This is a genomic window from Kitasatospora sp. NPDC089797, from assembly GCF_040684795.1.
Taxonomy (GTDB): domain Bacteria; phylum Actinomycetota; class Actinomycetes; order Streptomycetales; family Streptomycetaceae; genus Kitasatospora.
The window spans coordinates 40,980-65,332 of the sequence record NZ_JBFBGS010000045.1 but is presented as its reverse complement, the minus strand read 5'-3'; the positions used below and the strand labels follow the sequence as shown (position 1 = coordinate 65,332).

22 protein-coding genes are annotated in these 24,353 nt (G+C 68.5%); 15 read left to right on the top strand and 7 right to left on the bottom strand.

Going from position 1 to position 24,353, the window contains the following annotated elements:
- Positions 1-53: 53 nt before the first annotated feature.
- From AB0O91_RS30425 to AB0O91_RS30415, 3 genes are all read right to left on the bottom strand, one after another.
- Positions 54-1,439 carry a hypothetical protein gene (locus AB0O91_RS30425; protein WP_363439764.1) on the bottom strand — a complete coding sequence of 462 codons (1,386 nt, stop codon included), beginning with the start codon at positions 1,437-1,439 and terminating at the stop codon, positions 54-56.
- Between the two features lie 354 nt (positions 1,440-1,793).
- Entirely contained in the window at positions 1,794-2,828 is a 1,035-nt protein-coding gene (locus AB0O91_RS30420; RefSeq protein WP_363439761.1) for a C40 family peptidase, read from the bottom strand.
- 621 nt (positions 2,829-3,449) lie between these two features.
- On the bottom strand, positions 3,450-3,893 hold the full coding sequence (locus AB0O91_RS30415) for a helix-turn-helix domain-containing protein (RefSeq protein WP_363439758.1): 444 nt from the start codon (positions 3,891-3,893) through the stop codon (positions 3,450-3,452).
- A gap of 306 nt (positions 3,894-4,199) precedes the next feature.
- Here AB0O91_RS30415 and AB0O91_RS30410 point away from each other — a divergent pair, with 306 nt between their 5' ends.
- From AB0O91_RS30410 to AB0O91_RS30355, 12 genes are all read left to right on the top strand, one after another.
- On the top strand, positions 4,200-4,517 hold the full coding sequence (locus AB0O91_RS30410) for a hypothetical protein (RefSeq protein WP_363439755.1): 318 nt from the start codon (positions 4,200-4,202) through the stop codon (positions 4,515-4,517).
- An 8-nt stretch (positions 4,518-4,525) separates the two neighbouring features.
- On the top strand, positions 4,526-5,272 hold the full coding sequence (locus AB0O91_RS30405) for a hypothetical protein (protein WP_363439752.1): 747 nt from the start codon (positions 4,526-4,528) through the stop codon (positions 5,270-5,272).
- Between the two features lie 31 nt (positions 5,273-5,303).
- Positions 5,304-7,109, top strand: coding sequence for a conjugal transfer protein TrbL family protein (locus AB0O91_RS30400; RefSeq protein ID WP_363439750.1), 1,806 nt, complete (start codon positions 5,304-5,306; stop codon positions 7,107-7,109).
- Positions 7,106-8,647, top strand: coding sequence for an SCO6880 family protein (locus AB0O91_RS30395; RefSeq protein WP_363439747.1), 1,542 nt, complete (start codon positions 7,106-7,108; stop codon positions 8,645-8,647). The genes AB0O91_RS30400 and AB0O91_RS30395 overlap by 4 nt, the downstream gene beginning before the upstream one ends.
- The gene (locus AB0O91_RS30390; RefSeq protein WP_363439744.1) at positions 8,647-10,140 is read left to right on the top strand and encodes a type VI secretion protein; all 1,494 of its coding nucleotides are present in this window, start codon (positions 8,647-8,649) and stop codon (positions 10,138-10,140) included. Before AB0O91_RS30395 ends, AB0O91_RS30390 begins: the two co-directional genes overlap by 1 nt.
- 1 nt (position 10,141) lies before the next feature.
- Positions 10,142-11,953, top strand: a complete 1,812-nt coding sequence (locus AB0O91_RS30385) for a TraM recognition domain-containing protein (RefSeq protein ID WP_363439741.1) — start codon at positions 10,142-10,144, stop codon at positions 11,951-11,953.
- A complete protein-coding gene (locus AB0O91_RS30380) occupies positions 11,950-12,735 on the top strand; it encodes a DnaB-like helicase N-terminal domain-containing protein (protein ID WP_363439738.1) in 786 nt (261 codons plus the stop codon). Before AB0O91_RS30385 ends, AB0O91_RS30380 begins: the two co-directional genes overlap by 4 nt.
- Positions 12,732-13,565, top strand: coding sequence for a hypothetical protein (locus AB0O91_RS30375; RefSeq protein ID WP_363439735.1), 834 nt, complete (start codon positions 12,732-12,734; stop codon positions 13,563-13,565). The genes AB0O91_RS30380 and AB0O91_RS30375 overlap by 4 nt, the downstream gene beginning before the upstream one ends.
- On the top strand, positions 13,562-14,605 hold the full coding sequence (locus AB0O91_RS30370; protein ID WP_363439733.1) for a DnaB-like helicase N-terminal domain-containing protein: 1,044 nt from the start codon (positions 13,562-13,564) through the stop codon (positions 14,603-14,605). Before AB0O91_RS30375 ends, AB0O91_RS30370 begins: the two co-directional genes overlap by 4 nt.
- A gap of 11 nt (positions 14,606-14,616) precedes the next feature.
- Positions 14,617-14,871: a hypothetical protein gene (locus tag AB0O91_RS30365; RefSeq protein WP_363439730.1), complete on the top strand. Its 255-nt coding sequence runs from the start codon at positions 14,617-14,619 to the stop codon at positions 14,869-14,871.
- Positions 14,872-14,943: 72 nt separating this feature from the next.
- Positions 14,944-15,369 carry a hypothetical protein gene (locus AB0O91_RS30360; RefSeq protein ID WP_363439815.1) on the top strand — a complete coding sequence of 142 codons (426 nt, stop codon included), beginning with the start codon at positions 14,944-14,946 and terminating at the stop codon, positions 15,367-15,369.
- 70 nt (positions 15,370-15,439) lie between these two features.
- Positions 15,440-16,588 carry a TIGR02391 family protein gene (locus AB0O91_RS30355; protein WP_363439727.1) on the top strand — a complete coding sequence of 383 codons (1,149 nt, stop codon included), beginning with the start codon at positions 15,440-15,442 and terminating at the stop codon, positions 16,586-16,588.
- A gap of 259 nt (positions 16,589-16,847) precedes the next feature.
- Here AB0O91_RS30355 and AB0O91_RS30350 read toward each other — a convergent pair whose 3' ends face one another.
- Positions 16,848-17,303: a hypothetical protein gene (locus AB0O91_RS30350; RefSeq protein WP_363439724.1), complete on the bottom strand. Its 456-nt coding sequence runs from the start codon at positions 17,301-17,303 to the stop codon at positions 16,848-16,850.
- Between the two features lie 286 nt (positions 17,304-17,589).
- Positions 17,590-17,742 (bottom strand): hypothetical protein, encoded by a 153-nt coding sequence (locus tag AB0O91_RS30345; RefSeq protein WP_363439721.1) that lies wholly within the window; start codon positions 17,740-17,742, stop codon positions 17,590-17,592.
- Positions 17,743-17,981: 239 nt separating this feature from the next.
- On the opposite strand from AB0O91_RS30345, the gene AB0O91_RS30340 reads away from it, so the two are divergent.
- The 3 genes from AB0O91_RS30340 to AB0O91_RS30330 all read left to right on the top strand — a co-directional run bounded on the left by AB0O91_RS30340 (position 17,982) and on the right by AB0O91_RS30330 (position 21,258).
- Entirely contained in the window at positions 17,982-18,284 is a 303-nt protein-coding gene (locus AB0O91_RS30340) for a hypothetical protein (protein WP_363439719.1), read from the top strand.
- Between the two features lie 63 nt (positions 18,285-18,347).
- On the top strand, positions 18,348-20,168 hold the full coding sequence (locus tag AB0O91_RS30335; RefSeq protein WP_363439716.1) for a hypothetical protein: 1,821 nt from the start codon (positions 18,348-18,350) through the stop codon (positions 20,166-20,168).
- Between the two features lie 373 nt (positions 20,169-20,541).
- A complete protein-coding gene (locus AB0O91_RS30330) occupies positions 20,542-21,258 on the top strand; it encodes a hypothetical protein (RefSeq protein ID WP_363439713.1) in 717 nt (238 codons plus the stop codon).
- Positions 21,259-21,801: 543 nt separating this feature from the next.
- Here AB0O91_RS30330 and AB0O91_RS30325 read toward each other — a convergent pair.
- Together AB0O91_RS30325 and AB0O91_RS30320 are read right to left on the bottom strand one after the other, a co-directional pair.
- Entirely contained in the window at positions 21,802-22,677 is an 876-nt protein-coding gene (locus tag AB0O91_RS30325) for a hypothetical protein (RefSeq protein ID WP_363439711.1), read from the bottom strand.
- A gap of 251 nt (positions 22,678-22,928) precedes the next feature.
- Entirely contained in the window at positions 22,929-23,804 is an 876-nt protein-coding gene (locus tag AB0O91_RS30320; RefSeq protein WP_363439708.1) for an IS5 family transposase, read from the bottom strand.
- Positions 23,805-24,353: the final 549 nt, after the last annotated feature.

Here is a 24,353-nt window from a genome sequence, read left to right as displayed (position 1 = left end):
TGGAGCAGCTTCTGGGTCTCGTTCCTCATTCTCCTGGAAGTGCCGAGAGCCGGTCATCTGCTGGTCGAGTCGTTGGAGTGGGGCCCTTCGGTCGGGTTGGAGCTGACGGTGTCGTTCAGGCGGTCGAGAGTGCTTCTGATGGCGGGTTCGTGACAGTGAGAGCTCAGCTTGTCGCGGTAGTCGCGGGCCAGGCCTGGGGGAAGCGCGCCGGTGAGGTCGATGGTGTGGTGGACCAGCGCGGCGGCGATGTCGAGTTCTCGAAGTGCCAGGTGGATGTCGACCGCGTATTGCGGCCACAGTGCTGTGAAAGGCTGGTGGGCCGTGTCGTACGTCAGGACCAGGGCGTCGGTGAGTGGGCGGAAGTACTCTGCGGCTCTGCGAGGTTGATCCAGGTGCCACAGCATGGCGCCCCGGGTGGCCGAGAGGCAGCAGCGGATGCAGAGGCCGAGGGATTCGTCGTCGGGCGCGTCCGTCACGTGCTGTTCGGCGCGGTCGAACGCGGCTTCGGCTGCTCTGGCGTCTCCGAGGATGGCCAGTGCACTGGAAGCGAAGCGGTGCAATGCCACTCGTGTCGCCACTGAGCTGCTGGGGTCAGCCTTGCGCGCAGCGTGGATGAGCGTGAGAGCGTCGTCCGCTCCACCGGCGAGAACCTGGTAGCGAGCCAGTTGAGCCATAGCCCGCGCGGCGAGTTCACGGTTCCCGGCTGCGGTGGCGGCCCGGAGTGCGGCCAGTCCGTGGCGCTCGGCCCGCGCCGGCTCCCCTACGGCTTGGCTGAACCGGCCGCAGAGCAGTGCCGTGCGAGCGGCCAGCGAGAACAGACGGGGCACCGCCGGGCCGTGGTGCCCAGCGCGGGTGAGGAGAGCGACGATCAAGCGGTGCTCGGCGTGCGCGGCAGCGTACAGGATGCTGGCCGGCAGCGTGACAGCATTGTGGGTCTCCAGAACACGCGTACGCCTCTCGATCCCTACAACCTGGCCGGAGAGCCCGCCGAGGTCGTCTGCTGTACGGCCCGACAGTGGTCGGCTCAAACGTTCGAGCGCACTGTCCAACTGACCCCTCAACGCCGCGCCGCGCACAAGGGGTACCTGTACAGGTGCTGGGGTCGGATCGGCCGGCAGCGTCGTGCTGGTTAGGACGGTCACGGCAGCCTGGGAGGTGAAGGGCTGCTCCAAAAGAGCTGTGTCCTGGGTGGCCAGGTGTGTCCACCATGGCCAGCCCAGACGGCGCACGTCACGCAGTGGCACCCCATGGAGATGCGCTATGGCCAGCTGTGCGGTGAACTCGGGAACGATACGCCCGGACTCCCAGCGGGAGATCTTCTCCCGGCGCGCGGCCATCCGTCCGAAGCCGAGCTGGTCGTGGGTACGGGCGACGACGCGCGCGTACTCGGGCTGGGACAGCCCCATCGCGGCCCGTAGTGAGGTGAGGGGGTGCGCCATGAAGAAGCCCTGAATCTCTCGTGCCCTGAGAAGAAGAAAAGGATCATATGAATACGATTAGTCATAGGCCAGCTACGGAAGTACGCCGAAAGGCACGCTCAACGGGCACGTGTTCGCGACCGCTTGTGGCGCGGGCCGGTTTGGCTGTGTGAGTGCGAATTCGCGCGCCCGAGTTCGGGGGAGGGGCATGCGGGACGCTCTCCGGTTCCATCTGCTGAGCTGAGAGCACCGGGGTACGCCCTCGGCGATCAGCGCGCTGCCACGTGAGTCGCCCGCGCGTGTGAGTGCGCTCCGGTGGGTTCCTGGGAGACGTCGACGGGCGTGCTGATGGAGGGAACGTAGCCGGTGCCCGCATCAGGACGGAACGATCCGCCGGAAGACCACTGCTTGCTTGTCCCAGTATCCGCCGGTGAAGTTGGTGATCTGGATGTTCTTACCCGTCCGCGGCGCGTCCAGGACGAGGTTCGACCCGAGGTACATCCCGACATGACCGGGCGAGGATGCTGTGCCGTCGCTTCCGGCCAGGAAGATGAGGTCACCTGGCTTGAGCTGCGATGCGGCGTAGACCGGCGTCCCGTCGAAGACCTGCTCGAACGTGGTCCGGCGGATCTTGATCCCGGCGGCCTCGTACGCGCGGAGCATCAGGCCGGAACAGTCGTAGCTCGGATCGCCGGTGCCGCCCCACTGGTAGGGCATCCCCAACTTCGAGATGCCGAACTTGATCGCGGTCACTACCTGGACGGGCGTTCCGGCCGGTAGGGAGAAGCCGGCGGGGAGGTTGGTGGCGTCGGTTGTCGTCCGGCCGTCGCCGTTGCCGAGTGAGCAGCCTGTGGCGCTGCCGCTGTAGGTGGCCACCAGTTGCCGGGCCGTGGTCTCCCACTTCGCATAGGCGTCGGGGAAGCCGCTCTTTTGGACCCGTTGGGCTGCCACGGTGACCGGCAGAGTGTTCCAGCCAGTGACCTTTGCCAGCTCCGCGTAGAACGCCTTTGCCGCGTACACCGGGTCCATGATCTGCGAGGGCGAACCCCACCCCTTGCTCGGTCGCTGCTGAAAGAGGCCGAGCGAGTCCAGGTCTCCAGAGCTGCGGTTCTCCAGTGACGACTCCTGCATGGCGGTCGCGAGCGCGACCACCGCCGCCTGCGGAGGCAGCTGGAGCTGCACCGAGACCTGATAGATGATCTGGCCGTTGTTGATCTGCTCGGTGCTCAGTTGCTGTCCGTCTGCGGCGATCTGTCCGGGCGCAACTGGCTTGAAGCATCCCAATCCGCCGTTCGGGCCGGGGACGGCCGGGGTGGCGGAGGCGGTTCCTCCGCCGGAGAGTGCGACGCCAAGGGCCACCCCGAAGGGCGCCAGGACGCCTGCCAGTGCTAGATGGGCTGCCTTCTTCACATGCCACCTCTGAGTCGGAGCGCGGGAGAGTGCGCAGCCGTTTCACATCAGCTAATTGGATTCATGCGAACAATAAGCCGATGCGTGGCCCCCGAGTCAACTGGTGTGAGCGTGGGGTGGCTCACTCTGTTAGCCAGAGTGAATCCACCTGTGCATGGAAGGCTGCGGCGGGAGGGGGTTGTGTGTGGGGTGTCGCTTGGGGGCTAGCTATTCAGCCAGCCGAAGTGCCGGAGGGCCGCGGGGCGAAGGTCCGGGAAGATCGTGCTGAATGCTGCGGCGCCGGCCATGGCGGCATCATCGGTGGGGTCGTCGAGGGCCGCCGAAGGGCCTTCAAGCTCTCCTGGGGTCGGCAGTGCACGCCGGCGCGCTGAGGGTTCGGCGATCTTTGGGGTCGACCGACCTGGGGGCGAAGATGCGAGGCGACCCGAGGGTCGAATGTCGCAGATCGTGATGTTGCCCAAAGTAAAGCCTCCCCGATCGGGAGGCGTTGCTTGGTCTAGGAGCGGGCGACCTGTGGTCGGCGGGTCGCTCCATCTCCCGATGTCGCAGAACTGTATGCGATCGATTGCCGCGAGTGTGCTGCTCGCCTTGGTTTGTAACGGCTGCGTGAAGTGGCGTGGACTACTGCGCCGTAGGGATGGAGGGGGGGAGCCCTTCCATTGCTCGCGCTGATTGGATCATGGCGGCGATCGCCGTCATGCTCTGCTCTGAAAGGCCGTCCGTGTCGAGTACGAGCTGCCTGATCGTCGGGTTGCGCAGCGCGCCTGCAAGGCGAAGCTGTTCGTCGGTTCGCTTTGCGGTCTCGTCCTCGTAGAAGTACATCGGAGAGACGCCGAAGAAGTCGGCAAGTGCCGTGAGGCGACTGTGGGTTGGGTCCTGTCGTTTGCCCTTGCGGAGCTGCCACAGGTAGGTGGCGCTGAGGACCTGGTGGCCGGCCTTCTCGTTGATCGCGCTGGCAACCTCGGGGCTCGTGTAGGGGCCGCGGCTGGCCGGGTGCACGGTGGCGAATAGGTGGTTCAGGCGAGCCGCAACGACACCGTCCGCGGTGGACTCTTCGACTGACATGACGCGCGTAGACCTCCGTGTTGTTGATCAAGTCCCATCGTTGCGCACGGTGACGTCTATTAACCACTGTGAACGGAGTGTGGCTGGGTGACTCTGGTCACGTTCACTCTAGTTGACGTAATCGGTTCGTGTCGGTTTATGGTTTGACCACGGCCGATTAGCCAGAGTGAAAAGCACTGACGTCCCGTGCTGAACCCAGGTGAAGGCCGCCCACCGCCTCCCCAGGCCCGATCGGGCCGGGGCGGCTCCCTCTGGCCAGCGCAGACCCTGCGGGATCGCTGGCACCCTCGCACTCCGGAGCCCGGTATGTTCTTCGCCCTGTACGCCGTTCAGCATCTTGCCGAGGTGCACCACCTCGCCGATATCCAGAATCCGGCGCCGGCAGACCCGACCAACGGCAGCAAGGGTGCGAACCTCCTGCTCAGCTACGCGAAGTGGGGCGCCCTCATCGCGTGCGCCGTTGCCGCCGTGGTCTCCGGCGGCCTGATGGGCATAGGCCACCTCAGCAACCGGCCCGACTCCGCCGAGAAGGGCAAGAGGTCCCTGGTCTGGTCGCTGGGCGGCGTCATCGTCACCGCCTGCGCCATCCCGGTCGTCAACACCGTCTTCGGCGCCGCGGGCTAGGACGCGTCATGAACCAGTTCCTCGACCGCCCCCGCCGCCGGATTCTGCCGCTGCTCCTCGTTGGCGTCGTCGGCCTGCTCGCCTTCGTCGCCATAGGGGTCGCCATCGAGTCCAGCAGAGAGCCCCGCGGCCCCGAGGTGTTCACGCCGCCGGCCGCCGTCCCGCCGCCGGGATCGGTCACCGGCGCGGACTCCACCGGGGCGCCCGCCGCCAAGTCGACCGGCCCGCTCCAGCTCGTCCGTGGAGAGCGCCTCGTCAACGGGGTCCAGCTGGGCTACCCGCATTCCATGGCAGGCGCCGTCTCGGCGGCGGTCGAGTACTGGCGCCAGCTCGGCTCCACCCTTGAACCCGACCGTGCCGCGGCTGTCGCCCGGCTCGTCGCCGTCGACTCCTGGTCCAGCGCCGCTGACGTCCTCGCCAAGGGGCCGGTCGCCACGCGCAAGGGACTCGGCCTTCCGACGGGCGGCCAGCTGCCGCCCGGCACCTCCGTCGTCCTGTCGCCCGTCGAGTACCAGGTGCGATCGGTCGGCCCCGACAGCGTCCAGGTCCTCTTGCTGGCCACCTACACCAGCAGCGTGCCCGGCACCGGGATGCAGACCCGCATGGGCGTCTACCCCCTCGATCTCACGTGGTCCGCGACCGACTGGCGCATCCCCGCCCCCTCGGGCAACCCCACTACCGACTACACCAGCCTCGTCGCCGAGCCGGGCAGCCCCCAAGCCTCGGCCAAAGGCTGGCAGGAATTGAAGCGATGATCATGGCCACCACCACCATCAGGGGGCTCGCATGCCCTGCGGCCTGAGCGATCCCCTCAGCTGTATCCCCGGACCAAGCGACACCGTTCTCGGCAGCCTCGTGGGCGACGCCGCCAACACGGTGGCGGGCGGCGCGTGGGATTCGATCTGCAAGTCGTTCGCGGACGCCGCGACCGAGCTGCTCAAGACTTTCGCTGCGGCCTTCGTCAAGATCCCGCCCCCCGACCTCGCCAGCAACGGGATACGCAGCGTCTATGCGATCTCGCTCGGCATAGCCGGCCTCGTCGCGGCCCTCCTGGTCATCGTGCAGGTCATCCGTACGGTGATCACCCACGACGGCCGCCCGCTGGCCACCGCCGCCGTAGGCGTCGGGAAAGCCGCGCTGGCCTTCATGCTCACCCTGATCGTCGCCTCCACGGCGCTGGTGGCGAGCGACGAGCTGACCAAGTTCATCGTCGACAACTCCCTCGGCGGGCAGCAGGCACTCAGCGACAAGATCGCCAAGCTGGTCTCCTACACACCGGGGACCGCGGCCTCGCTCCTGCTGATCATCGCCATCATCGGCATCCTGCTGACGCTGGTGCTCTGGTTCGAGATGCTCCTGCGCAACGCCGCGATCGCCGTGCTGATCGCCACCTCGCCGATCAGCGCCGCCGGCCAGGTGTCCGACTCCACCAAGACCTGGTGGTCCAAGCTGGTCTCCTCCACCGTCCAGCTGATCATCCTCAAGCCGGTCATCGCGATGGTCTTCGCCTTGGGCTTCAACATCGCGGGCGACTCCAAGGACCTCCAGGCGACCCTGTCGGGGATGCTCATCCTGCTGCTCGCGGCCCTTGCGTGGCCGGCCATCGCGCGATTCTTCACCTTCGCCAGCGTCCAGGTCGGCGGCGGTGCCGGACTCGCCGCGCTGCTCGGCTTCGCCGGAGGACGGCTGAGCGCCCCGGGCGGTTCCGCAACCGGCGCCTCCCCGGATTCCTTCGGGCAGGAGAGCGCCAACCGCACGATGAGCAGCTTCGCCAGCAAGGGCGGAGGAACTGCCGCTGGTGGCGCTGGTGGTGCCGGTGGCGCTGCGGCTGGTGGCGTCGGCGCCGCAGCAGGCCCGGTCGGGATGATCGCCGCCGCAGGCGTCCGGGCCGCACAGATGGCGGTCAACAGTTTGGCCGGAGGTATGGAGAAGATGGCCGGCCACGGGGGGATGCAGGGTGCGAACCCGTACGCGGCGCAGCCCGCCGGGTACGTCAACCGCCACACAGGCGCACCCCTGCCCACCGCCAGCGGACTGCTGCCGGACCAGCCGACCCCCGACTGGTCGGACCAGCAGGAGCCGCAGGTCGAGACGGCAGGACCGGTCGGCCCGCAGGCCGATCACCAGCAGGCGCTCCGGGACAGCACCCCGGACCTACCGGTCGCCGCTCCGCCGCGCTCTGACCCGCCCACCATCGAGATGCCCCCGGTACCCGCGGGCCCGCCCACCGGCGCCGCGGTGAGCGCGGGCACCTCGGCTGAGCCTGCGTCTCAAGCTCGCCCTGTGTTGGGTCCCCCGCTGTGGGCGACCCAGCCGGGCGAGTCCGGGAACGCGCCGTCCGCATCCGGCCCCTCGGCGCCCGCCCAGGCTCCGGCCCCCGCGAGCCGGCCTGCCGCCGGAGCCGCACCGCTCCAAGGTAGCCAGCTCGTGGCCGCCCCGCGGCCCGAGCCGACCCAGGAACGTCCCGCGCCAGCCCCGGCCCCGGCGGACCGTCCGGGTGGGCCCCGCCAGACGGCCCCGGTCGTGCGGCCCACCGAGCTCCCTGCCAAGACCACCCGCCCTGACCACTCCGACGGAGGGGACAAGTCATGAGCACCGAGACCGCTCCCACCCGCACGTACTTCGGCTGGCAGCAGGAGAAGGTCGCCTTCCTCTTCGGCCTCAGCCTCCAACGAGCCGCCATGCTCGGTGCCGGCATCCTCGCACTGATCTGGCCGTTCGCAATCTCCTACATCCGGGCCGGACTTGTGACCTGGCCCCTGTCGTTTGTCCTCTTCCTACTCGCGTTCGTCCGGATCGCCGGCCGTACGGTCGATGAATGGGCGGTCGCCGCAGTGTCCTACGAAATCCTCCGCTTCCGCGGGCAGAATCGGTTCCTCTCCGGCGCCTTCGCACCCCGTGCGGCCAAGACGGACGAGCCGAAGATGGACCTGCCCGGAATCCTTGCCCCGCTGACGATTCTCGAAGCGGACGGCGGCAGCGGCGCCCCGATCGCAGTGATCCACCACCAGCTCGACCGCACTTACACGGCGGTCGCCCGGGTGCGCTTCCCCGGCATCGGCCTGACCGACTCCAACAGGCGCGACCAGAGAGTGGCCAGTTGGGGCGCGCTGCTCAACTCCCAGTGCACCGAGGGAAATCCCATCATCCGGATTCAGGCCCTCCAGCGCATCGTCCCGGAATCCGGCGCCGCACTCCAGCGCTGGCACAGCGACCACGTCGCCTCCCAAGCGCCGACCGTTGCCGTCGACGTCACCAAGTCGCTGCTGTCCACCGCGACCCTGGCCACCAGCCAGCGGGAGGCGTACCTGGCCATCACGATGGCCGCCGCCCGAGCCGCGGGCCCCATCAAGGCCGCAGGCGGCGGCGACGCCGGGGCCGCCGCCGTCCTGGTCCGCACCCTTCGGGCCATGACATCTTCGATCGCCTCCGCGGACCTCCAGGTCGAGAGCTGGCTCAACCCCCGGGAGCTGGCCGAGGTCATGCGGACCGCGTTCGACCCCGACTCCACCCGGGTACTCGCCGAGCGCCGGGCAGCGGCCACCGCTGCCGTCCTGCGCGGTGACGAGGCTCCCTTCGAGGCAGGAGTGGCCCCGGCGGCTGCCGGGCCGTCCGCCGCCGACAGCTGGCGCGGCAGGTACGAGCACGACGGCGCGGTGTCGGTCACCTACTCCGTCCACAGCTGGCCGAAGAACAAGGTGTACTCCACCGCCCTCGCGCCGCTGTTGGGCGAAGGCAAGTACCGCCGGTCGCTGAACATCCACTACGAGCCCCGCAGTCCGCGCGCCGCCGAACGCGAGATCATGCAGGAGCGCACCGCCCGCGAGGTCGCCGTCAGCATGCGGCACAAGACCGGCCAGATCATCCCGGAGCACGAGAAGCAGGCACTGCGCCGCGCCGAGGCCCAGGACCAGGAGCGCGCCGCCGGCCACGGCATGGTCCGCTACACCGCCTACTGCACCGTCACCGTCACCAACCCCGCAGACCTCGAAGACGCGTGCAGCGAGCTGCTGGCCGACGCCAACAGCGGCAGCATCGAGCTCCAGCGCATGTGGCTCACCCAGGACATCGGATTCGCCGTCGGCGCGCTCCCGGTCGGCATGGGCCTGCCCAAGAAGCGGGCGGTGTGATGTTTCGTCGCCGACCCACCACCGACCTGCCCACCCTCGACCTCACCGACGTGCTCGGCCGCCCGGCGCCCGTGGCGCCGAAGCCCGCAGTACGGAAGGCACCGAAGCAGCGCCGCGAACCCGTCGCGCCCCGTCGCGGCTACGCCCGGCCCTTCGCCGGGCGAGCACCGAGGATGCCCGAGGTCCCGGTCTTCCGCGGCAGCACCGGCCAGGTCCAGGGGCTGTACCCCTGGCTCTACGGCGCTTCCATGCCGGCGGCCGGCGCCTACATCGGCGTCGACTGCCTGTCCGGCGGCGCCTTCGCCTGCCACCCCATCGAGTGGCTCCACCGGGGGCTGATCACCAACCCGAACCTGCTGATCACCGGCGTTCCCGGTACCGGCAAGAGCGCGACGATCAAGGCCCTGGTGACCCGCCTGGCCGCCTACGGCGTGCGGTCGTTCGTGCTGGGCGACATCAAGAACGAGTACGCCGGGCTGGCCCGAGCCTTCGGCGTCGAGCCGGTCGAACTCGGCCCCGGGCTTCGCCACAGGTTGAACCCGCTGGACGCCGGCCCGCTCGGCAGCAACCTGCCCACCGACCCGGAGGAACTGCGCGAGCGCTTGGAGGAGGTCCACCGCCGCCGGATCACCCTGCTCTCCTCCCTGCTGGTCATGCGGCTGGGCCGAAACCTCACGCCGACCGAGGAAGCCGCGCTCTCCCTCGCCATCCAGCACGCTTCCGGCCAGGCCACTGGCGCCAGCCACCTGGCCGACCCGACGATCCCGCAGGTCTGGGCCCTGCTGCGTGACCCGCTGCCCGAGATGGCCCAGGACTTGCGCGTCCGCGGCACCGACGTGACCGAACTGCGGGAGATGATCCGCCCGGCCGCCGACGCCCTCGGCAACATGGTCAGGGGCTCCCTCAGCGGCCTGTTCGACGGGCCCACCACGGTCCGGCCCGACTTCGCTGCGCCGATCCAGACCGTCGACCTGTCCCGGATCGACGGCCGCGGCGACGAGACCGTGGCCATGACCCTCGCCTGCGTCAGTTCATGGGGCCAAGCCGCAATCGACGAGCCGGGTGGGCCCGTGCGCCTGGTCGTGCGCGACGAGCTGTGGCGCGCGATGCGCGTGCCGGCCATGATCCGCAAGCTCGATTCAGACCTCCGGCTCTCCCGGGCCCAGGGCACCATCCAGGTCTTGAGTACGCATAGGTTGAGCGATTTCGAGGCGGTCGGGGCCCAGGGCAGCGAAGAGGTCAGCATCGCCCGGAACCTGATCTCCAGCTGCGACGTGCGGATCTGCCTGCGCCAGGACACCGCACCCTTGGCCATGACGCGCGACGTGATCGGCCTGACCGACACCGAGTGCGCGCACATCGCGTCTTGGAGCGGTGAACAGATCGGTCGCGCGATCTGGAAGATCGGCAGGAACTCCAGCCACGTGGTGCAGACGATCTTGAGTCCGGTCGAACGCCAGTTGTACTACACCAACGAGAAGATGGCTGTGTGAGATGGCCTCCGCCTCGAACGCCACGGTCGCGCGGCGGCCGGTGCTGGACGGCCCCGCGGACTACCTGATCGTCCTGCTGATCATCGTGGCGGTCACCGTCGCCGTGGGGACCTGGGCCACCGGCCAGGTCGCCGGGCTGATCACCCACGCCGCCTGGCCAGCGGTCCCGTTCGGCGACGCGTTCAGCGTCGCCAAGCAGATCCCGCACCACCTGGACGACCCCAAGACGGCCTGGCCCGAGCCGGTCCGCCGCGACCTGCCCGGCCCGGCCGGCTTCGCCGTCGCCGCCGCGATCGTCGCCAGCACGATGGTCGCCGCAGGCGCCTTCGCCCTGCGCCGTCTCCGGCGGAGCCGTTCGGTGCGCGGCTTCGCCTCCGTCTCCCAGCTGTCGAAGACCCTGTCCGCCGCCGCGGTGGTCAAGCGCGGGCCCATCGTCCGGCCCTCGCTCAAGGGCCACCGGATCACCGCCGCCGACGCCGCCGTGCAGCTCGGCCGCACCCTGGCGGGCATGCTGCTCTGGGTCTGCATCGAGAACTCCGTGCTGATGCTGGCCGCCCCGCGCCAGGGCAAGACCAGCCAGGTGATCATCCCCTGGATTCGTGCGTGGCGCGGACCCATGCTCATCACCAGTGTCCGAGCCGACGTTCTCGACGCGACTGCGCTGATCCGACGCGGCCTTGGCCCGACCCTGGCGATGCTGCCGACCGGCATGGTCGAGTGGCCCGACCAGGTGCAGTGGTCGCCCACCAGCGGCTGCGAGGACTTCGGCAAGGCCATGCAGAGAGCCGACCTCATGGTCAAGATCGGCAAGAGCGAGACCACCGACTCCAGCGGCGCGGGCTTCTTCGGCGCCACCGCGACCTCCCTGCTCGCCGGTTGGCTGCACGCCGCAGCGATCACCGGCCGCAGCATGGAGGACGTCCTGCGCTGGGGCTTCAACGCCCATCTCGAAGAACCGATCAAGCTGCTCGCCGAGTCCCGCCGCGCGGAACCCGGCGTCGCCGAGATGCTCGACGGCCTCTACCGCAACCCCGGTGACACCCGGGCGAACCTCTTCGCCACCGTGCAGACCGCGCTGACGCCCCTCTTCTCGCCGCTGGCCCGAGCCACCTTCGTCCCCAAGGCCGGCAAGGGCATCGACATCGAGGACTGGCTGCGCAGCAACGGCACCATCTACCTCCTGGTCGACAAGGAAGACGCCACCGCGCTCGCCCCCCTGATCTCCGCCTTCGTCTCCGAGGTCTTCGGCACCGCCAAGCGCCTCGCCGACCGCTCGCCCGGCGGCCGACTCGACCCGCCGATGGGCGCGCTTCTGGACGAGGTCGCCAACGTCACCCCGCTGCCGAACCTGCCCGACCTGATGTCCTTCGCCGGCGGCTCGGGCATCTTCACCGTCGCCGTCTTCCAGAACATGGCACAGGCCCGCAAGGTCTGGGGCCGCGAAGGGGCCGAGATGCTCTGGGGAAGCTCCACCGTCAAGATCGCCCTCGGCGGCCTCGGCGGCGACGAACTCGAAGAGTTCTCGAAGCTCGCGGGCATCTTCCGAGAGTCCCTGACGACCTACCAGAGCGGCGCGCAGGGCACCACGATGCAGACCACCCTCCAGGACCGCAAGACCGTCACCCCGGACGAGATCCGAACCCTCGACGAGGAGAAGCGCGAAGCCCTGGTCATCCACGCCACCACCCCCATCACCAAGGTCCGCATGCAGCGCCACTACGAGGGCCCCGACCGCAAGCTCTACGAAGAGAGCAACGACTGGTCGAAGCGGTACCGGGCGGGCGACGTCGACGTCATCAAGGAGGCTGCATGACCGCTCGACCAGTGTGGAGCGGGTACCAGGCCGTGGCACAGACCGATGCCGACCGGCGGTGGGAGTCCCGGTTCGACCAGCGGCACCGCCGCAGCCTGCTCCGCCGCCCAGAGACCCCGACCAACTGCAGCCTGCGGTGGAGCGGACCGGTACGCGGAATCGACGGTGCTCTCTACCACGCGGGCGAGGACCACACGGGCGCCCCGGTGATCTCCGTGTTCAGTCCCGGCTACCAGGAGGTCGTTCCCGCCTCGTGGGCGACGGACGACTGGGCCGAGCACCGGGCGCTCACCGATGGGAAGTTCGTGGCCCTCAGCGACTGGCGCCGGGCACGCGCGGACTACGAGGACCTGGTGCTCGCCTACCTCATCCAGCGACCGCGCGAGCTGAACGACCTCGGCAAGTGGGTACCGGTGGACACCTTCACCACCCACGTCCGCTACGGCATCTTCGAGGCCATGCTCGCGCTGCACACCGACGCGGAACCAGTCACCCCCGCCGCCGTCGAGCAGCGCGTACGCCGGAGCACCGAAGACCTGTCGCCCCGTCTTGCGCAACTGATCGCCGACACCATGGACACCCCCGCCTACCTCCGGCGGCTCATGCTCACCCCGAGCACGTCGATCGAAGCGCTCGACGCAGCCGTGTATCTCGTGATGGCCGACTGGAAGGCCGAATCGACCTCCAGCCGTACGGACACGAGGCACCAGTACATCGGGCTCCCAAGCGATCCCGCCGAGGCCAGCCCGCACCAACCAACCCAGTTCCAGGACCAGCCATGACCGAGCCCGCGATCACGCCGATCGGAAGGGTCAAGCACCGCCCGCACGCCCGCATCCGCCGCTCTCGCGGGCACGGCGCCACCCCCGGACCCGTCACCGGCACCAAGCCGGCCGCCACCGCGGCGAGCCCCCGCACCCGGTTGGTCGAGTGGCACACGATGACCGGACCCGAGCGCATCGCGGCCTGGGGCGGCCTCTGTGACTGGGTGACCTGGCTCCACGACCGCTACGAGCTGGCCGTCGAATCCAGGCTGCCGCGCTGCTGGGCCGAACACCCCGGCCTAATCGAAGAGTTGTGGGCCCTCAAGGTCTGGCGGGAGGAAATATACGGTGCCGCCCCAGACCAGCAGGTTGGCCAGGCTGCTCGCTACTGGCACACCGAACTGCGCACCGTGGTGGCCAACGCGACCGCCGTCTACGCCACCGCATGCCGAACAGGCCACCGTGGCCAGGAGTTCCCGGCCGCCGAGGACCGGGAGCTCCAGAAGCGCTGGACCGACGCGGACCCCTGGGCCGGCATCCCCAGCCGACTGCTGGCCGCCCACGCCGACACCGCCGAAGCCGGTAGCCCGGACCGTCTCACCGCAGCCCAGATGGACGACGCCCGGGCCCGCGGCCTCGCCAAGCCGATTAGCCCCGGCATCCCCGAGTACGTGAAGTTCACCGACGCCTGGTGGGCCGTCGACATCGACGGCGACTGGCTGCGCGTCGTCAACCCGGAGCTGCTGGAGCGGCTCGATGACGCCGCCGCCCGGATGGCCGCGGCCGACAACGCCGCCCGCCGCTACCGGGAAGCCACCACTGGACCGAAGTCGAGGACCACCCGATGACCCACCCCGACCTCGTCCTTCGTGCCGAACAAGCCGTCATCGGTGCCGCACTTCGCGACCGCCAGCGCCTGGACGACATCGCCTACCTCACCCCCGACCGCATGGCCCACCCCACCCACCGCGCCGTCCTGACCGCGCTGATCGACTCGCGGACCAGCAGCCCGACCACCCCGACCGCCCAGCTGCCGGAGCTGGTCGCCCAGCGAACCGCCATCCCCGGGGTCACCGCCGACTACCTGCGCCGTCTGGCCGACGCCGCGCCGCTGCCCCGAGCCATCGCGAGTTACGCCCGCATGGTCCAGGAGGCGGCCGTCCGCCGCGACCTCGCACAGCACGTCGACCGACTGCGGACAGCCACCCCGGGCCTACGTGGACCGGACCCGGTGCTCGACCGCCTCGCCCAGGCGATGCGGCACACCGAACACGCCGCCCCCGTGGCCAAGTACAACGAGCCCACCCCGGCGCCGTACGAGCCCCGGGCGAGGCCGGCGGGGGAGGGGGAGGTCCGAGTCGAGACCCGCCTTGAGCGCCAGGATGCCGTACTGGCGGACCTGCTCCAACACCCAGAGCAGGTCCGGGAGGTGAGTACCTGGCTTTATCCCGAGGTGTTCGAGGAAGGCCCACGCCGCGAGGTCTACGAGGCGATCGTGGTCGTGGCGGAGCGCGGCGAACCGGTCGACCAGCTGACCGTCGAGTGGGAGGTCTACCAGCAGGACCCCCAGGCGTACGAGGTGACCGTGGAGGTTCGCGTCGAGCAGCGTGAGGAGCGCCCCGACTACCTCGCCCGCCTGGCCGCCACCGCGGTCGTCGTCGGTGCCGCCATCGAGCTGTCGGGGGAGATGATGGCGGAGGACATCCGGACGAAGCTCGCCACGGACTTCGCCGCCATCGACCTCACTCCCCAGGCCGCCGGAGCGGAGCCGAAGGTGGACCTCGACGTCAGGACCATCACGTCGGCAGCCCAAGTGGAACCAGCGTTCCTACTCCAACCGCCACCGATCCAGCAGGCCCCCAACATTCAGCCGAACATCCGGCCGTGAGGGGGAACAAGATGACCAACTCCGACGCGGGCATGATGGCCGACCTCAGCCACGCCGTCATGGACGCCGCCCTCTCGGACGGCGACGCCCAGTTCCTCAGCGAGACGATCAGGGACTTCGCTCGCTACCGGGAGTCCTGGTGGATCTTCGACCGGGCAGGCTGGTGGGAGGTCACCAGAGCGGACGTCGCCGCCGGACTAGACCTCATGCAGGCAAACATGAGACTTGCCGACCAGGCCGTTCGCCGAAGTGGTGACAGCATGTGAGGGCCTTCGCCCCACTCTGGTCAACGTCTACGGCCAGGCGGGACCGTCCGTGATCCGTGGCCGCAGCACAGCCTGCATACCGAGCAGGAGCGGTTCACCCCGACCGCCTTGATGCGCCGCGCCGCAGAGCTCTACCGCCAGCACCAGGCGGACTGCGTCGTCATCGAGGCGAACAACGGCGGCGACTACCTGCCGGCACTGCTGATGGAGGTTGACCCGACCGTCAACTGGCGGATCGTGCACGCAACTCGCGGCAAGCGCGCCCGGTCCGCGCCGGTGGCCCAGGTGTATGAGCAAGCACGGGCGCACCACGTCGGACCGGTCCGGCTCTTCGCGGAGTTGGAGGAGCAGCAGACCACCTTCGTGGGCCTCGGTGAGACGGAGGACTCGCCCGACCTGTTGGACTCGTCGGTCTGGGCGGTGTGGGACCTCCTCCTCGACCCGGCCATGCCGCCGCCACGGAAGGCCGACGACCAGCGGCTGAGCTGGCGCCGGTGAATCACGATGCGCCCCGGTCCGGTCGGCGGATACCCTGCCGTCCAGCAGGGACGAGCGACAGGTGGGGAACATGCGCATCACGGCTCCGGAGGGGATGCCGCGCCCGGAGGGCGACGACGGATTCGAGCTGCTGGAAACGGTATGGGCCTGGTTCTCCCACGACGGGCGGTGGCCTACTTACGACGACCTCGACCGCTCCCTATATCAGAGGGGTATAGATACGGCGAAGGCGATCCAACAGCTGCCTCCTGACCTGGTATGGGGTATTGACGCAAGGGTGCGAGTCACGCCGCAGGACGAGCAGCTGGTGCAGCTCACCGCCGCCGGGCTGGCGAACTGTGCTGAGGCCGCTTCCGTGCTCAGGATCATGCTCCTGCTTCTCCAACAGGCCATCGAGGTTGAGCGGGACTGGTGGCCAACAGGGGAGTGGGGGAAACAGCGGCCCAGCATCGACTTCGAGACCTTTGCGGCTGGACGGGATCCAAATCACCTCGACCGGCGCACACTCGGGCTTGCCGCGCAGGTCGCGTTCTCCGAGCCGTGGGCGACCAGTATCTCTAGCGGTGCCCAACCGGGCCGTTGGGGCGACCCAGACTCGTCCTCGTCCGAGCGGGCGCGGGAAGACTACTGGGAGCTGTCATTCGACAAGCGGGTCAGGAAGTTCGCGGGGATTGCCCGCAACGACCTGTCCGGGTACTGGAAGCTGCGTCAGCAGCTCATCGGCCGCCCGGAGGCCCTGACGGTCGAGGAAGCCGTCGGTACCGCAGCAGTTGAGCCCGAACCCGAGCCGCTGCCCGTACTCGCCCTCAACTGCGCCCTGCACTCGGAGATCGCGGCGGTCTCTGCGGGCCTGATGGAGAAGGGCGAGTACGCCTTCGCGGTGCTGGCTGCTTATAAGGCGGTCGAGCACCGGGTCCAACAGCTGACCGGCCTGACGAGCAACGGCCACAACCTGATGGGTGCGGCGCTGAGTCCCCCGAACGTGAGGATCACCGTCACGCGGTCAACGGACGCAAACCTGGAGAGCGAGCAGCGCGGCATGGCCGCGATATTCAGCGGCGTGATGCAGGCACTCCGGAACCCCCGCGCCCACGGCCCAAACAAGGCCGACGAGCTTGCCGAGGCGGCAGAGACCCTGGTGCTCGCCAGCTGGCTGATGCGACGCCTTGACATCGCCGAGGCGGCCCAAGCGGCGGCCGGCACCCCTGCTGCGCCGTAACACCGGGCCGGGTGGCCGCCCGCTGGTAGCTTCGGGTCCATGAAGCTGAGGGGACGGTTCGTAGCCGCAGCCGTGGCAGGGGTGCTGGCTGCTGGCGGGGGCGCGGCGTGGCTGCTCTGGCCGGAGAGCGAACCGGCGGCGGCCACGCCGGAGCCGGGCGCACCGGTGTGGGGCCTCCTCCTCGACTCGACCATGCCGACACCGCAGAAGGCCGACGACCAGCGGCTGCCCAAACACCTAGGTCGAGTGGCCAGCAGGGCTACAGAGACGCCTTCCGAACCTCGACAGCCTGGCCTTGGCGCAGGATGAAGGCAGGGTCGGTATCGGCGGGGTAGCCCCTCAAAGGGCGCAGCCGGAGTCCGGCGTCCGTGATCGTCTTGACTACCTGGATCGTTAGCGCGTCTCCGAGGCGGTGGTCTGCGTTGACGACTCCCGGGATGGCGACGGTTACGAGCCGGTCTGAGTTCTCAAGCTCGATGTACCTGGCCAGATCACCGAACGGCGTGACGGCGCTGTTCAACGCCTCCGCGGCTTCCTGGAAGGCCAGTTCGGCTTTGAGTATCTCCAGGACGATCGGTCGGCTGAACGCGCGCCGAGCCCGCCGTGCGATCTCGTTGGCACTGGTGCCGTCGAGGAAGTCCTTCACCATGGCTCGGGCGACGCCTCGGTTGGCCTGCGCCAGCCTCTTCAGCGCGGCGGAGGTCCTGTCTGGCATGTTGAGTCCCCCTTCATAGTTCTCCAAAGGAGCTTGCTGATAAGGATTTTGATCGACTGCCTGATCAATAGATTGATCGGCGAAGTGCTGGTGGCCTGCGAGGATGCTTTAGTGCATTGGGCCGCGTCATCGCCAGCGCATGCACGAAAACTTGAGAGTATTGGTCATGTCCCCGGACTTGTCGCTAACGTAGTCCGTATCGTCCACTGCGGTCGTTTGATCGGGAGTGGATCGGGGCGACCCGCGAGGGGCCGCCCCGTGCCCGCTGGGTAGGCGGAGGCCGAGGTCACCAGTGGTAGTGGGCCGTGATGGTTGCCAGGGCAGCTGCGAACTGCGCCAGGCGGACCAGGTACACGAACCCCTGGTTGCCTCGGTCGGACCACGGTGGCGTTCGTAGCTTCCTGATCACGGCAGTCGTGATCGCCTTGAACTTGGCCATGTGCTTCTCACCCCCTCTCGTTTTCGTGACTGTGCAAACGGAGAGGTGAGGTGACTGACCGTCACCGCAGTCGCGAGGCTAGGTCGATCCACGGTCAAGTGTTGCCGTTTTGACGATTCCTGTGGAAAGCCGATATCCGGTGTGGGAGCATGCGTTGCCCTGAGCATCCGTCAACTTCGCCGGTGATTGGAAGCCGCCTCGCTGGTAGCGTCGGGATCGTGAAGCTAAGGGGGCGGTTCGTGGCCGCAGCAGTAGCAGGGGTGCTGGCCGTGGGCGGCGGCGCAGCGTGGCTGCTCTGGCCGGAGAGCGAACCGGCGGCGGCCACGCCAGCACCGGGCACACCGGCGTGGGACCGTTGGCAGCAGGAGTCCACGGCGGCCGGCCGCCTCGCCCAACTGGCCATCGTCCAGCGGGGCGAGGTTCGGTCCCGTGCGCTGTGCGCGGCCGAGTGGTCGAAGCTCCGCGGCAACCAGCAGCGCGCGTTGGACCAGAACGCCTTCGAAGTCGGCTGCGTCTTCTCCGCGCCGCAGCCGCAGCCGTAGCCGTCGACCGGACGGCGGCCGGTAGTCTGGCAGCGGCGTGGGGCCGACTGCCTGGAGAGCACTGTGGGCCTGCGCTCGATCTTGATCGATGGCTGGAGCTGGCTGAACTTCAAGGCCGTAATGAACGAGCCCCACCGGCCGGGGCGAGCGGTGTTCCCCGAACTGGCGGCGACGTGGCTGCCGGAGGACGATCTGCGGCGCCTGACCGCGTACAAGGCCTTGGCTGCTTACGACTCGAACCAGGCCGGGCAGATGGCCGCCGCGACCGGCGACGATGACGCTCTGGAGCGCCGGGAGTTGGGCGACCCGTCGAAGTTGGTGGAAACGGCGCTCGGGTACCTGCTGGGCTCGGAGCAGCACGTGGTGGTGGCTGGCGCCGAGCGCGCGGACGACGACGATCCGCCCGCGGGTGCCGTCGAAGCAGCGGCGGTTCAGGCGCGTCTGCGGCAATGGGCGGAGGACGAGTTGTTCGCTCTGCGGATGCAGCAGGCGGAGCGTACGGCGGTGCTCAGCGGCGACGCGGTGTACGTGCTGGCGTGGGAGGGGGACAAGTTCCTTCCTACGCTGCGCACTTACGACCCGGGGTTCTACTTCCCGCAGTGGGATGACGATCAGGACAACGAGTTCCCGACGCGTGTCCATCTCGCGTGGGAGTTGCCCGAGGACCCCGTGTTCGGTCTGAAGGCGCGGCTTCGGAGGATCACGTGGGAGCTCGGGTCGATCGAGGCCGGCACGTCGCGCACCGGCGCGCTGGAGCCCGCTGCCGGTGACCGGCTGGACACTGTGGGGCGGCCGGTGCGCACCTACCCATGGGATCCCCAGCGCGCGTCTGGGGTGACGTGCTACCTGTCCGACGGCGAGTGGCTGCTGGAAGACCTCCGGCGCGGGAACACGGTGGACCGGCTCGACTGCTCGAAGGCGCGGTGGCGTACCCGGTCCGACGGCCAGATTCTCGACCGGCTGGATCTCCGCATCGACTTCATCCCGCTGGTGCACCTGACCAACACGATCCCGCACGGCGGCGACAGGTGGGGCCAGTCGATCCTGGCGAAGGTGTTGCAGGGCCTCGACGAACTGGCGGCCACGGATTCCGACTCGGCATCCGCGAGCGCCACGACCGGCACTCCGATCATCGGGCTCGCTGGGGCGCAGCTGCCCTGGGACCGCGCCACCGGCCAGCCGGTTCCGGTCCAGGTCAGGGCAGGAGCAGTGTGGCAGCTCGGCGAGAGCGGTCGGATGGACGCCCTCGACACGTCCCCGCAGTTGGCCGAGCTGCGGGCCCGTAGCGAGCACCTGATGGACCGGATCGCCTCGGCGTCGCGGATCACGGCCGCCGGCCTCGGCACGCTCGACCCTTCGAGTGTCCCGTCGGGCTACAACCTCCAGTTGGCGCTCGGGCCGCTCGACTCGCTCGTCTCCTCTATGCGCCTGGCCCGCGCGCACAAGTACCGGTTGTTGCTGAAGTTCGTGCAGCGCCTGTTCCAGGCAGGTCAGGCCGATGGCTGGCCGGCGGGGGAGACGTCGTCCGCTCGGATCGCCTGGGGGCCGCACACCCCGACCGACCGCGTGGGCGTCCTGGACGAGGTGGTCAAGGGGTACACCAACGGGGTGCTCTCCCTGGAGACGGCGGTCCGGATGCTGATGGACGCTGGGTACCCCGTTGAGGATGCGGCCGAAGAGGTCAAGCGAATCCAGACCCGGGCGTTCGACGCGGCTGCCCGACTCGCTGACGCGACCGGCGACAACTCGGAGGTCAGGAATTACCTGGGGCTACTGGAGGCCGGGCGGGAGATCCCGGTGGTGCCGCTGCCTGTGGTGGAGCCCGAAGCACCAGCCTCAGGTGGAGCGGACAGTGGCGTCGCACCGAGGGCAGATCAGCCGTGACCAACGAGGCGGGAACCAGCGTGACCCGGGCCCCGGTGGCTGCCACGGCTCGATGGTCATCCCGGAGGTGTCCAGGCCGCACGCAGTGACGGGGCCGGGGTCGCGGGGGGTGTCGGGGTCGCTCGGGGCCGCGTGGACGGCCCGGACGGTCTGCTGGTCGTCCGGCTGTTCTCCTGCGCCGATGACGCGGACGGTCAGTGGTTCGTCGAATTCGAGGAGGACGATCACGCTCATAGCCTCAGCGTGGGTGTGGGCTCGTTGCTTGGCACGCCAGAGCTGCCGGTCGCTGCCGAAGCTTGCCGCTCCTTGCCGAAGCCTGCCGCATCGCGCTATGGTCCTGCCAGTGGTCGGTACGGTCTGCGAAAGGGGGGACATGTCGGACAACCTGGAAGTGCCCAGTTGGCGTGATCCGACGCTTGGGACGATGAAGCGAGTCGCCCTGTGGCTGTTCTCGGAGATCGGCGAAGGCAACAGCTTCACGATGGAAAGCCTCCTCAGCGCCTTTCCGAATCAGCAAGGCTCGCGCCGTATGCGTGATCTTCGGACCTTCGACTGGGAGATCGAACCGCTCGACCGCCTGGACAGAAGCTCCTACCTCCTTAGGCGTGTCGGCCGTCGCGTCTGGGAGCCCGGAGTCACCCGCCCGGCGCGTGGGGCGCTGACGAGCAGCCAGAGGATCGCCATCCTCAGCCGTGACGGCTACAAGTGCACCACATGCGGCATCGGCCCAGGGGAGTCGTACCCATCGTCGGACGACCGTGGGCCTGCGATTCTGCACGTCGCGCGAATGAAAACGCGGACCGCGAAGGGCCTCATCGAGGAGGTCCTGCGGACTCAGTGCGCCGCCTGCAACGTCGCAGAACGCACGGGTCAGCTGATTCCTCAAGACTCGCAGGGCGCACGTGAGGCGGTGGCAGCACTGTCTGCTGGCCAGCGTGTGCAGTTGCTGGTCTGGATCATGAACGATTCGCGCACGCGGTCGGAAGTCGAGAAGGTTTGGGACCTTTACCGCGTACTTCCTGCGGACGCGAAGCAAGAACTTGCAGCGCATGTCGGCCAGCTCGTGGAGGCCGAAGTCGCCACTGAATGAACACCCTAGGCTCCGCCAGCCCCTCACCATGCTTCCCGGCAACAGTTCCGGGGCTGGCGGCCGTCACATCCCTCATCGAGAAAGGTGACAGGTCCATCATGACCTACCTTCCCCGCAGGCTGTCCATGCCGGCTCCGCAGCTCCCGCCGCAGATGCTGGTCGTCGTTGTGCTTGCGGCTGGAGTCAGCCCGCAGCGTCTTACCGAGCTCGTAGTGGCTGCGACGACTCTGATGGGCGCGTTTGCCTGGCAGTCCCGGGGCCGCCGGGCCTAGCTGGCGGGTGACGTAGTTACGTTCCGTGAAGGCGGCCGCGCTGATCTCAGCGCGGCCGCTTGCTGAACAGGGCAGGCTGCGGATGTGGCTTCTCGCTCGTGTTCACGCTGATCACTAGTCCGTGCCCTCGGCTCCATGGCCGCCCCGACGCTTGGGGAGACCGTGGAGCCGAGGCTTCGGTCTTACCAGGGCTAGGCCGTGTATCGGAAGTGCCTGCCGCTCGCGGGTACGGGTGGCAGTTGTCGCCCGTACCCGCCGGTCCTGAGGTCGGCTACTGGAGCGGATCGCTGCCCCAACCCCCGCTGTCCCAGGTGCTGATGTAGTGCTCCTTGGATGCCTCGAAGTTGGCGATCACGTCAAGGATCGCAGCGTTTGCAGTCAGCCGGTACATGACGAAACGGTCCACCGAGAGCTCCTTCTTGAGGTCCGTTTCACTGACCAACCTCTCACCGGGGCGAACCTTGTCGACATTCAGCACGGTCAGCCCGAAACTCTTGAGTGTCTCCGTGTATGCGGTGCCTGCCTCGTCGATCGTCTTCTTCACCGTTTTGGCGAATTCCTTCAGGCGCTCCTCTTTGGAAGAAATGGGCCCTGTGCTCGTCACAGCATGCGAGGAAGACACGACCAGCTTTTCCTTGGCGTAGACAGCGCATGTTGTGTAGGAGGGGCCGATAATGCCCAGGAAGGCCCCCCGCGAGCCGGTGAAGGGCGCATCCGAGCGGAAGATGGTCAGCTGGCTCTCGGACCGGACCATCACCTTCACATCGGCGCCCCACGGTTCCTTGACCAGGTCCCTCCATGCCGCACGGTCGCGGTCGTAGCCCCTGTCGGGCAACACCACGACGACCAGGGCCACCGTTGCCTGCTGAGCTGCGGTCAGCTTGCCGACGTGGGCGAGGAGCAGCTTCAGGGCCTGAAGATCGGCGATCACCCCGGCCTGGACGCAGTGCCGTGCCGGCTCTTTCACGCGGTTGAACTCATGGAAGAGAGACCCCTCAGGTACAGGGTGCGCCTCTAGCCCTGTGACCAACTCGCCGTCGGGACCATGGTTGATCACGGCCTCCTGCCTGAAAAGCGTCTGCCCATTCAGCCTGACGAGCAGATCATCGCCGGTCAGCATCAAGGCCACCATGTCATTCGTACTCATGCGTCTCATCTCCCGCAGTGCGCAAGGGCCACCTGACGAGGGGACCTTACCTGAAGTTGCGCATCAGTTACTGTGGGCTATCGGGATTGGCTGGGGTGGACCGGCAGTGTGACCGGATCGCGGCCGTCTCGTGGATCGGCGAACAACGATCATCCAGCCGCCCACATCCATCCCCGCACGCCACCCTGGGGATCCGTCGATCCCGGCTGTGGCCGTCAAGGAGGGTGCCTGATCGTCGCTGGCGCGACAGGTCACAGCCACTCATCGACGGTCGCCACGAGGACGGTCGCTTCGTAGCGAACTGCCAGCTTGTCGAATCGCATAGCGACGGCGCGGTGCCTCTTGAGGCGGTTGATCCCGCACTCGACCGCGTGACGCTCGCGGTAGTCGGCTCTGTCGAAGCGCGGGGGCCGGCCTCCGCGCGAGCCGAGCTTCTGCCGGTTGCGCATCTGGTCGGCTCTCTCTGGGATGGTGCAACGGATCCCCCGACGGCGCAGGTAGGCGCGGTTCTTCCGGGAGGCGTAAGCCTTGTCCGCCCGCACGCGATTGGGGCGAACTCGTGGCCGGCCCGGTCCGATGCGGGGCACGCGGACCTTCTCCAGCACGGGCTCGAACTGCGGCGAGTCACCGCACTGCCCCGCTGTCACCAGGATCGACATGGGCTTCTGGCCCTGCTCGACGGCTAGGTGCAGCTTGGTGGTGAAGCCGCCACGCGAGCGTCCCAGTCCGTGATCATCAGGCTCGATGAAGACCCCGCCCGGTGGTTCCTTCTGCAGGTCACCCCGCTTGCGGGCCCCGGCCGCATGCTGATGGGCGCGACACACCGTGGAGTCAACGCTCAGGTCCCAAACGATCATGCCCTTCGCGTCGGCCAGCGACTGGAGCCGGGTGAAGATGTGGTGCCAGGTGCCATCCCGTTGCCACCGACGGAACAGGTCGTAGATCCGGCCCCATGGCCCGTACTCGACGGGCACGTCCCGCCACGGCACCCCGGTTCGCACACGGAACCGTATGCCGTCGATCAACTGCCGCCGAGGCCAGACGGGGGGCCGCCCCGCTCTCGTGCCCTTCGGCAACAACGACTCCAGTACCGCCCACTGCTCGTCTGTGAGATCTCCCCGCCCCATGGACTGAGATCATCCACAGCCCAAGATCTATTTTCGACACACGGCCTAGCCCCGTCTGCCCCGACTACGGCAGCCGGTCAGCTCCAGGTGAGTTGAGCGTGCCCCGCTTGACCGGCACCGTCGAACAGCGAGGCCGCGCTCCCGACGCTGCCAGAGGTTCCGTTCTGAGCACTATTGATCCCGTCCGCGCCGTCTCCGCCGTACCCACGCGTCAGAATGTCGGTTGGGAACACCCGGACTGAAGCACCGGCTCCCCCACTGCCGACGCCATCAGCTCCAGCGCCTGAGCTACCTCCGGGGGTGAGGTAGTCCACGGCGCCGCCCATGCCGCCAACGGTTCCACGGCCGTCATGGCCGCGTACTCCCGCCCCGGTGCTCCCACCGGGTTCGCCAGATTCGCTGGTTCCCTGGGCGATCCCGCTACACGCTCCTGTGCCCCCGGCACCGCCCGCAGCGCCAGTTCCGCTGGCACCACCCGTGCCCGCCGCCCCAACGTCGCCACCAGTACCTCCCGCCCCGCCGTGACCGCCAGCGCCGCCCAGACCCCCA

What these genes read in the sequence shown, in the direction of transcription:
- AB0O91_RS30425 (WP_363439764.1), bottom strand. Translation starts at nt 1,439, where the DNA reads ATGGCGCACCCCCTCACCTCACTACGGGCCGCGATGGGGCTGTCCCAG.
- AB0O91_RS30415 (WP_363439758.1), bottom strand. Translation starts at nt 3,893, where the DNA reads ATGTCAGTCGAAGAGTCCACCGCGGACGGTGTCGTTGCGGCTCGCCTG.
- AB0O91_RS30410 (WP_363439755.1), top strand. Translation starts at nt 4,200, where the DNA reads ATGTTCTTCGCCCTGTACGCCGTTCAGCATCTTGCCGAGGTGCACCAC.
- AB0O91_RS30405 (WP_363439752.1), top strand. Translation starts at nt 4,526, where the DNA reads ATGAACCAGTTCCTCGACCGCCCCCGCCGCCGGATTCTGCCGCTGCTC.
- AB0O91_RS30400 (WP_363439750.1), top strand. Translation starts at nt 5,304, where the DNA reads ATGCCCTGCGGCCTGAGCGATCCCCTCAGCTGTATCCCCGGACCAAGC.
- AB0O91_RS30395 (WP_363439747.1), top strand. Translation starts at nt 7,106, where the DNA reads ATGAGCACCGAGACCGCTCCCACCCGCACGTACTTCGGCTGGCAGCAG.
- AB0O91_RS30390 (WP_363439744.1), top strand. Translation starts at nt 8,647, where the DNA reads ATGTTTCGTCGCCGACCCACCACCGACCTGCCCACCCTCGACCTCACC.
- AB0O91_RS30385 (WP_363439741.1), top strand. Translation starts at nt 10,142, where the DNA reads ATGGCCTCCGCCTCGAACGCCACGGTCGCGCGGCGGCCGGTGCTGGAC.
- AB0O91_RS30380 (WP_363439738.1), top strand. Translation starts at nt 11,950, where the DNA reads ATGACCGCTCGACCAGTGTGGAGCGGGTACCAGGCCGTGGCACAGACC.
- AB0O91_RS30375 (WP_363439735.1), top strand. Translation starts at nt 12,732, where the DNA reads ATGACCGAGCCCGCGATCACGCCGATCGGAAGGGTCAAGCACCGCCCG.
- AB0O91_RS30370 (WP_363439733.1), top strand. Translation starts at nt 13,562, where the DNA reads ATGACCCACCCCGACCTCGTCCTTCGTGCCGAACAAGCCGTCATCGGT.
- AB0O91_RS30365 (WP_363439730.1), top strand. Translation starts at nt 14,617, where the DNA reads ATGACCAACTCCGACGCGGGCATGATGGCCGACCTCAGCCACGCCGTC.
- AB0O91_RS30355 (WP_363439727.1), top strand. Translation starts at nt 15,440, where the DNA reads ATGCGCATCACGGCTCCGGAGGGGATGCCGCGCCCGGAGGGCGACGAC.
- AB0O91_RS30350 (WP_363439724.1), bottom strand. Translation starts at nt 17,303, where the DNA reads ATGCCAGACAGGACCTCCGCCGCGCTGAAGAGGCTGGCGCAGGCCAAC.
- AB0O91_RS30345 (WP_363439721.1), bottom strand. Translation starts at nt 17,742, where the DNA reads ATGGCCAAGTTCAAGGCGATCACGACTGCCGTGATCAGGAAGCTACGA.
- AB0O91_RS30330 (WP_363439713.1), top strand. Translation starts at nt 20,542, where the DNA reads ATGTCGGACAACCTGGAAGTGCCCAGTTGGCGTGATCCGACGCTTGGG.
- AB0O91_RS30325 (WP_363439711.1), bottom strand. Translation starts at nt 22,677, where the DNA reads ATGAGTACGAATGACATGGTGGCCTTGATGCTGACCGGCGATGATCTG.
- AB0O91_RS30320 (WP_363439708.1), bottom strand. Translation starts at nt 23,804, where the DNA reads ATGGGGCGGGGAGATCTCACAGACGAGCAGTGGGCGGTACTGGAGTCG.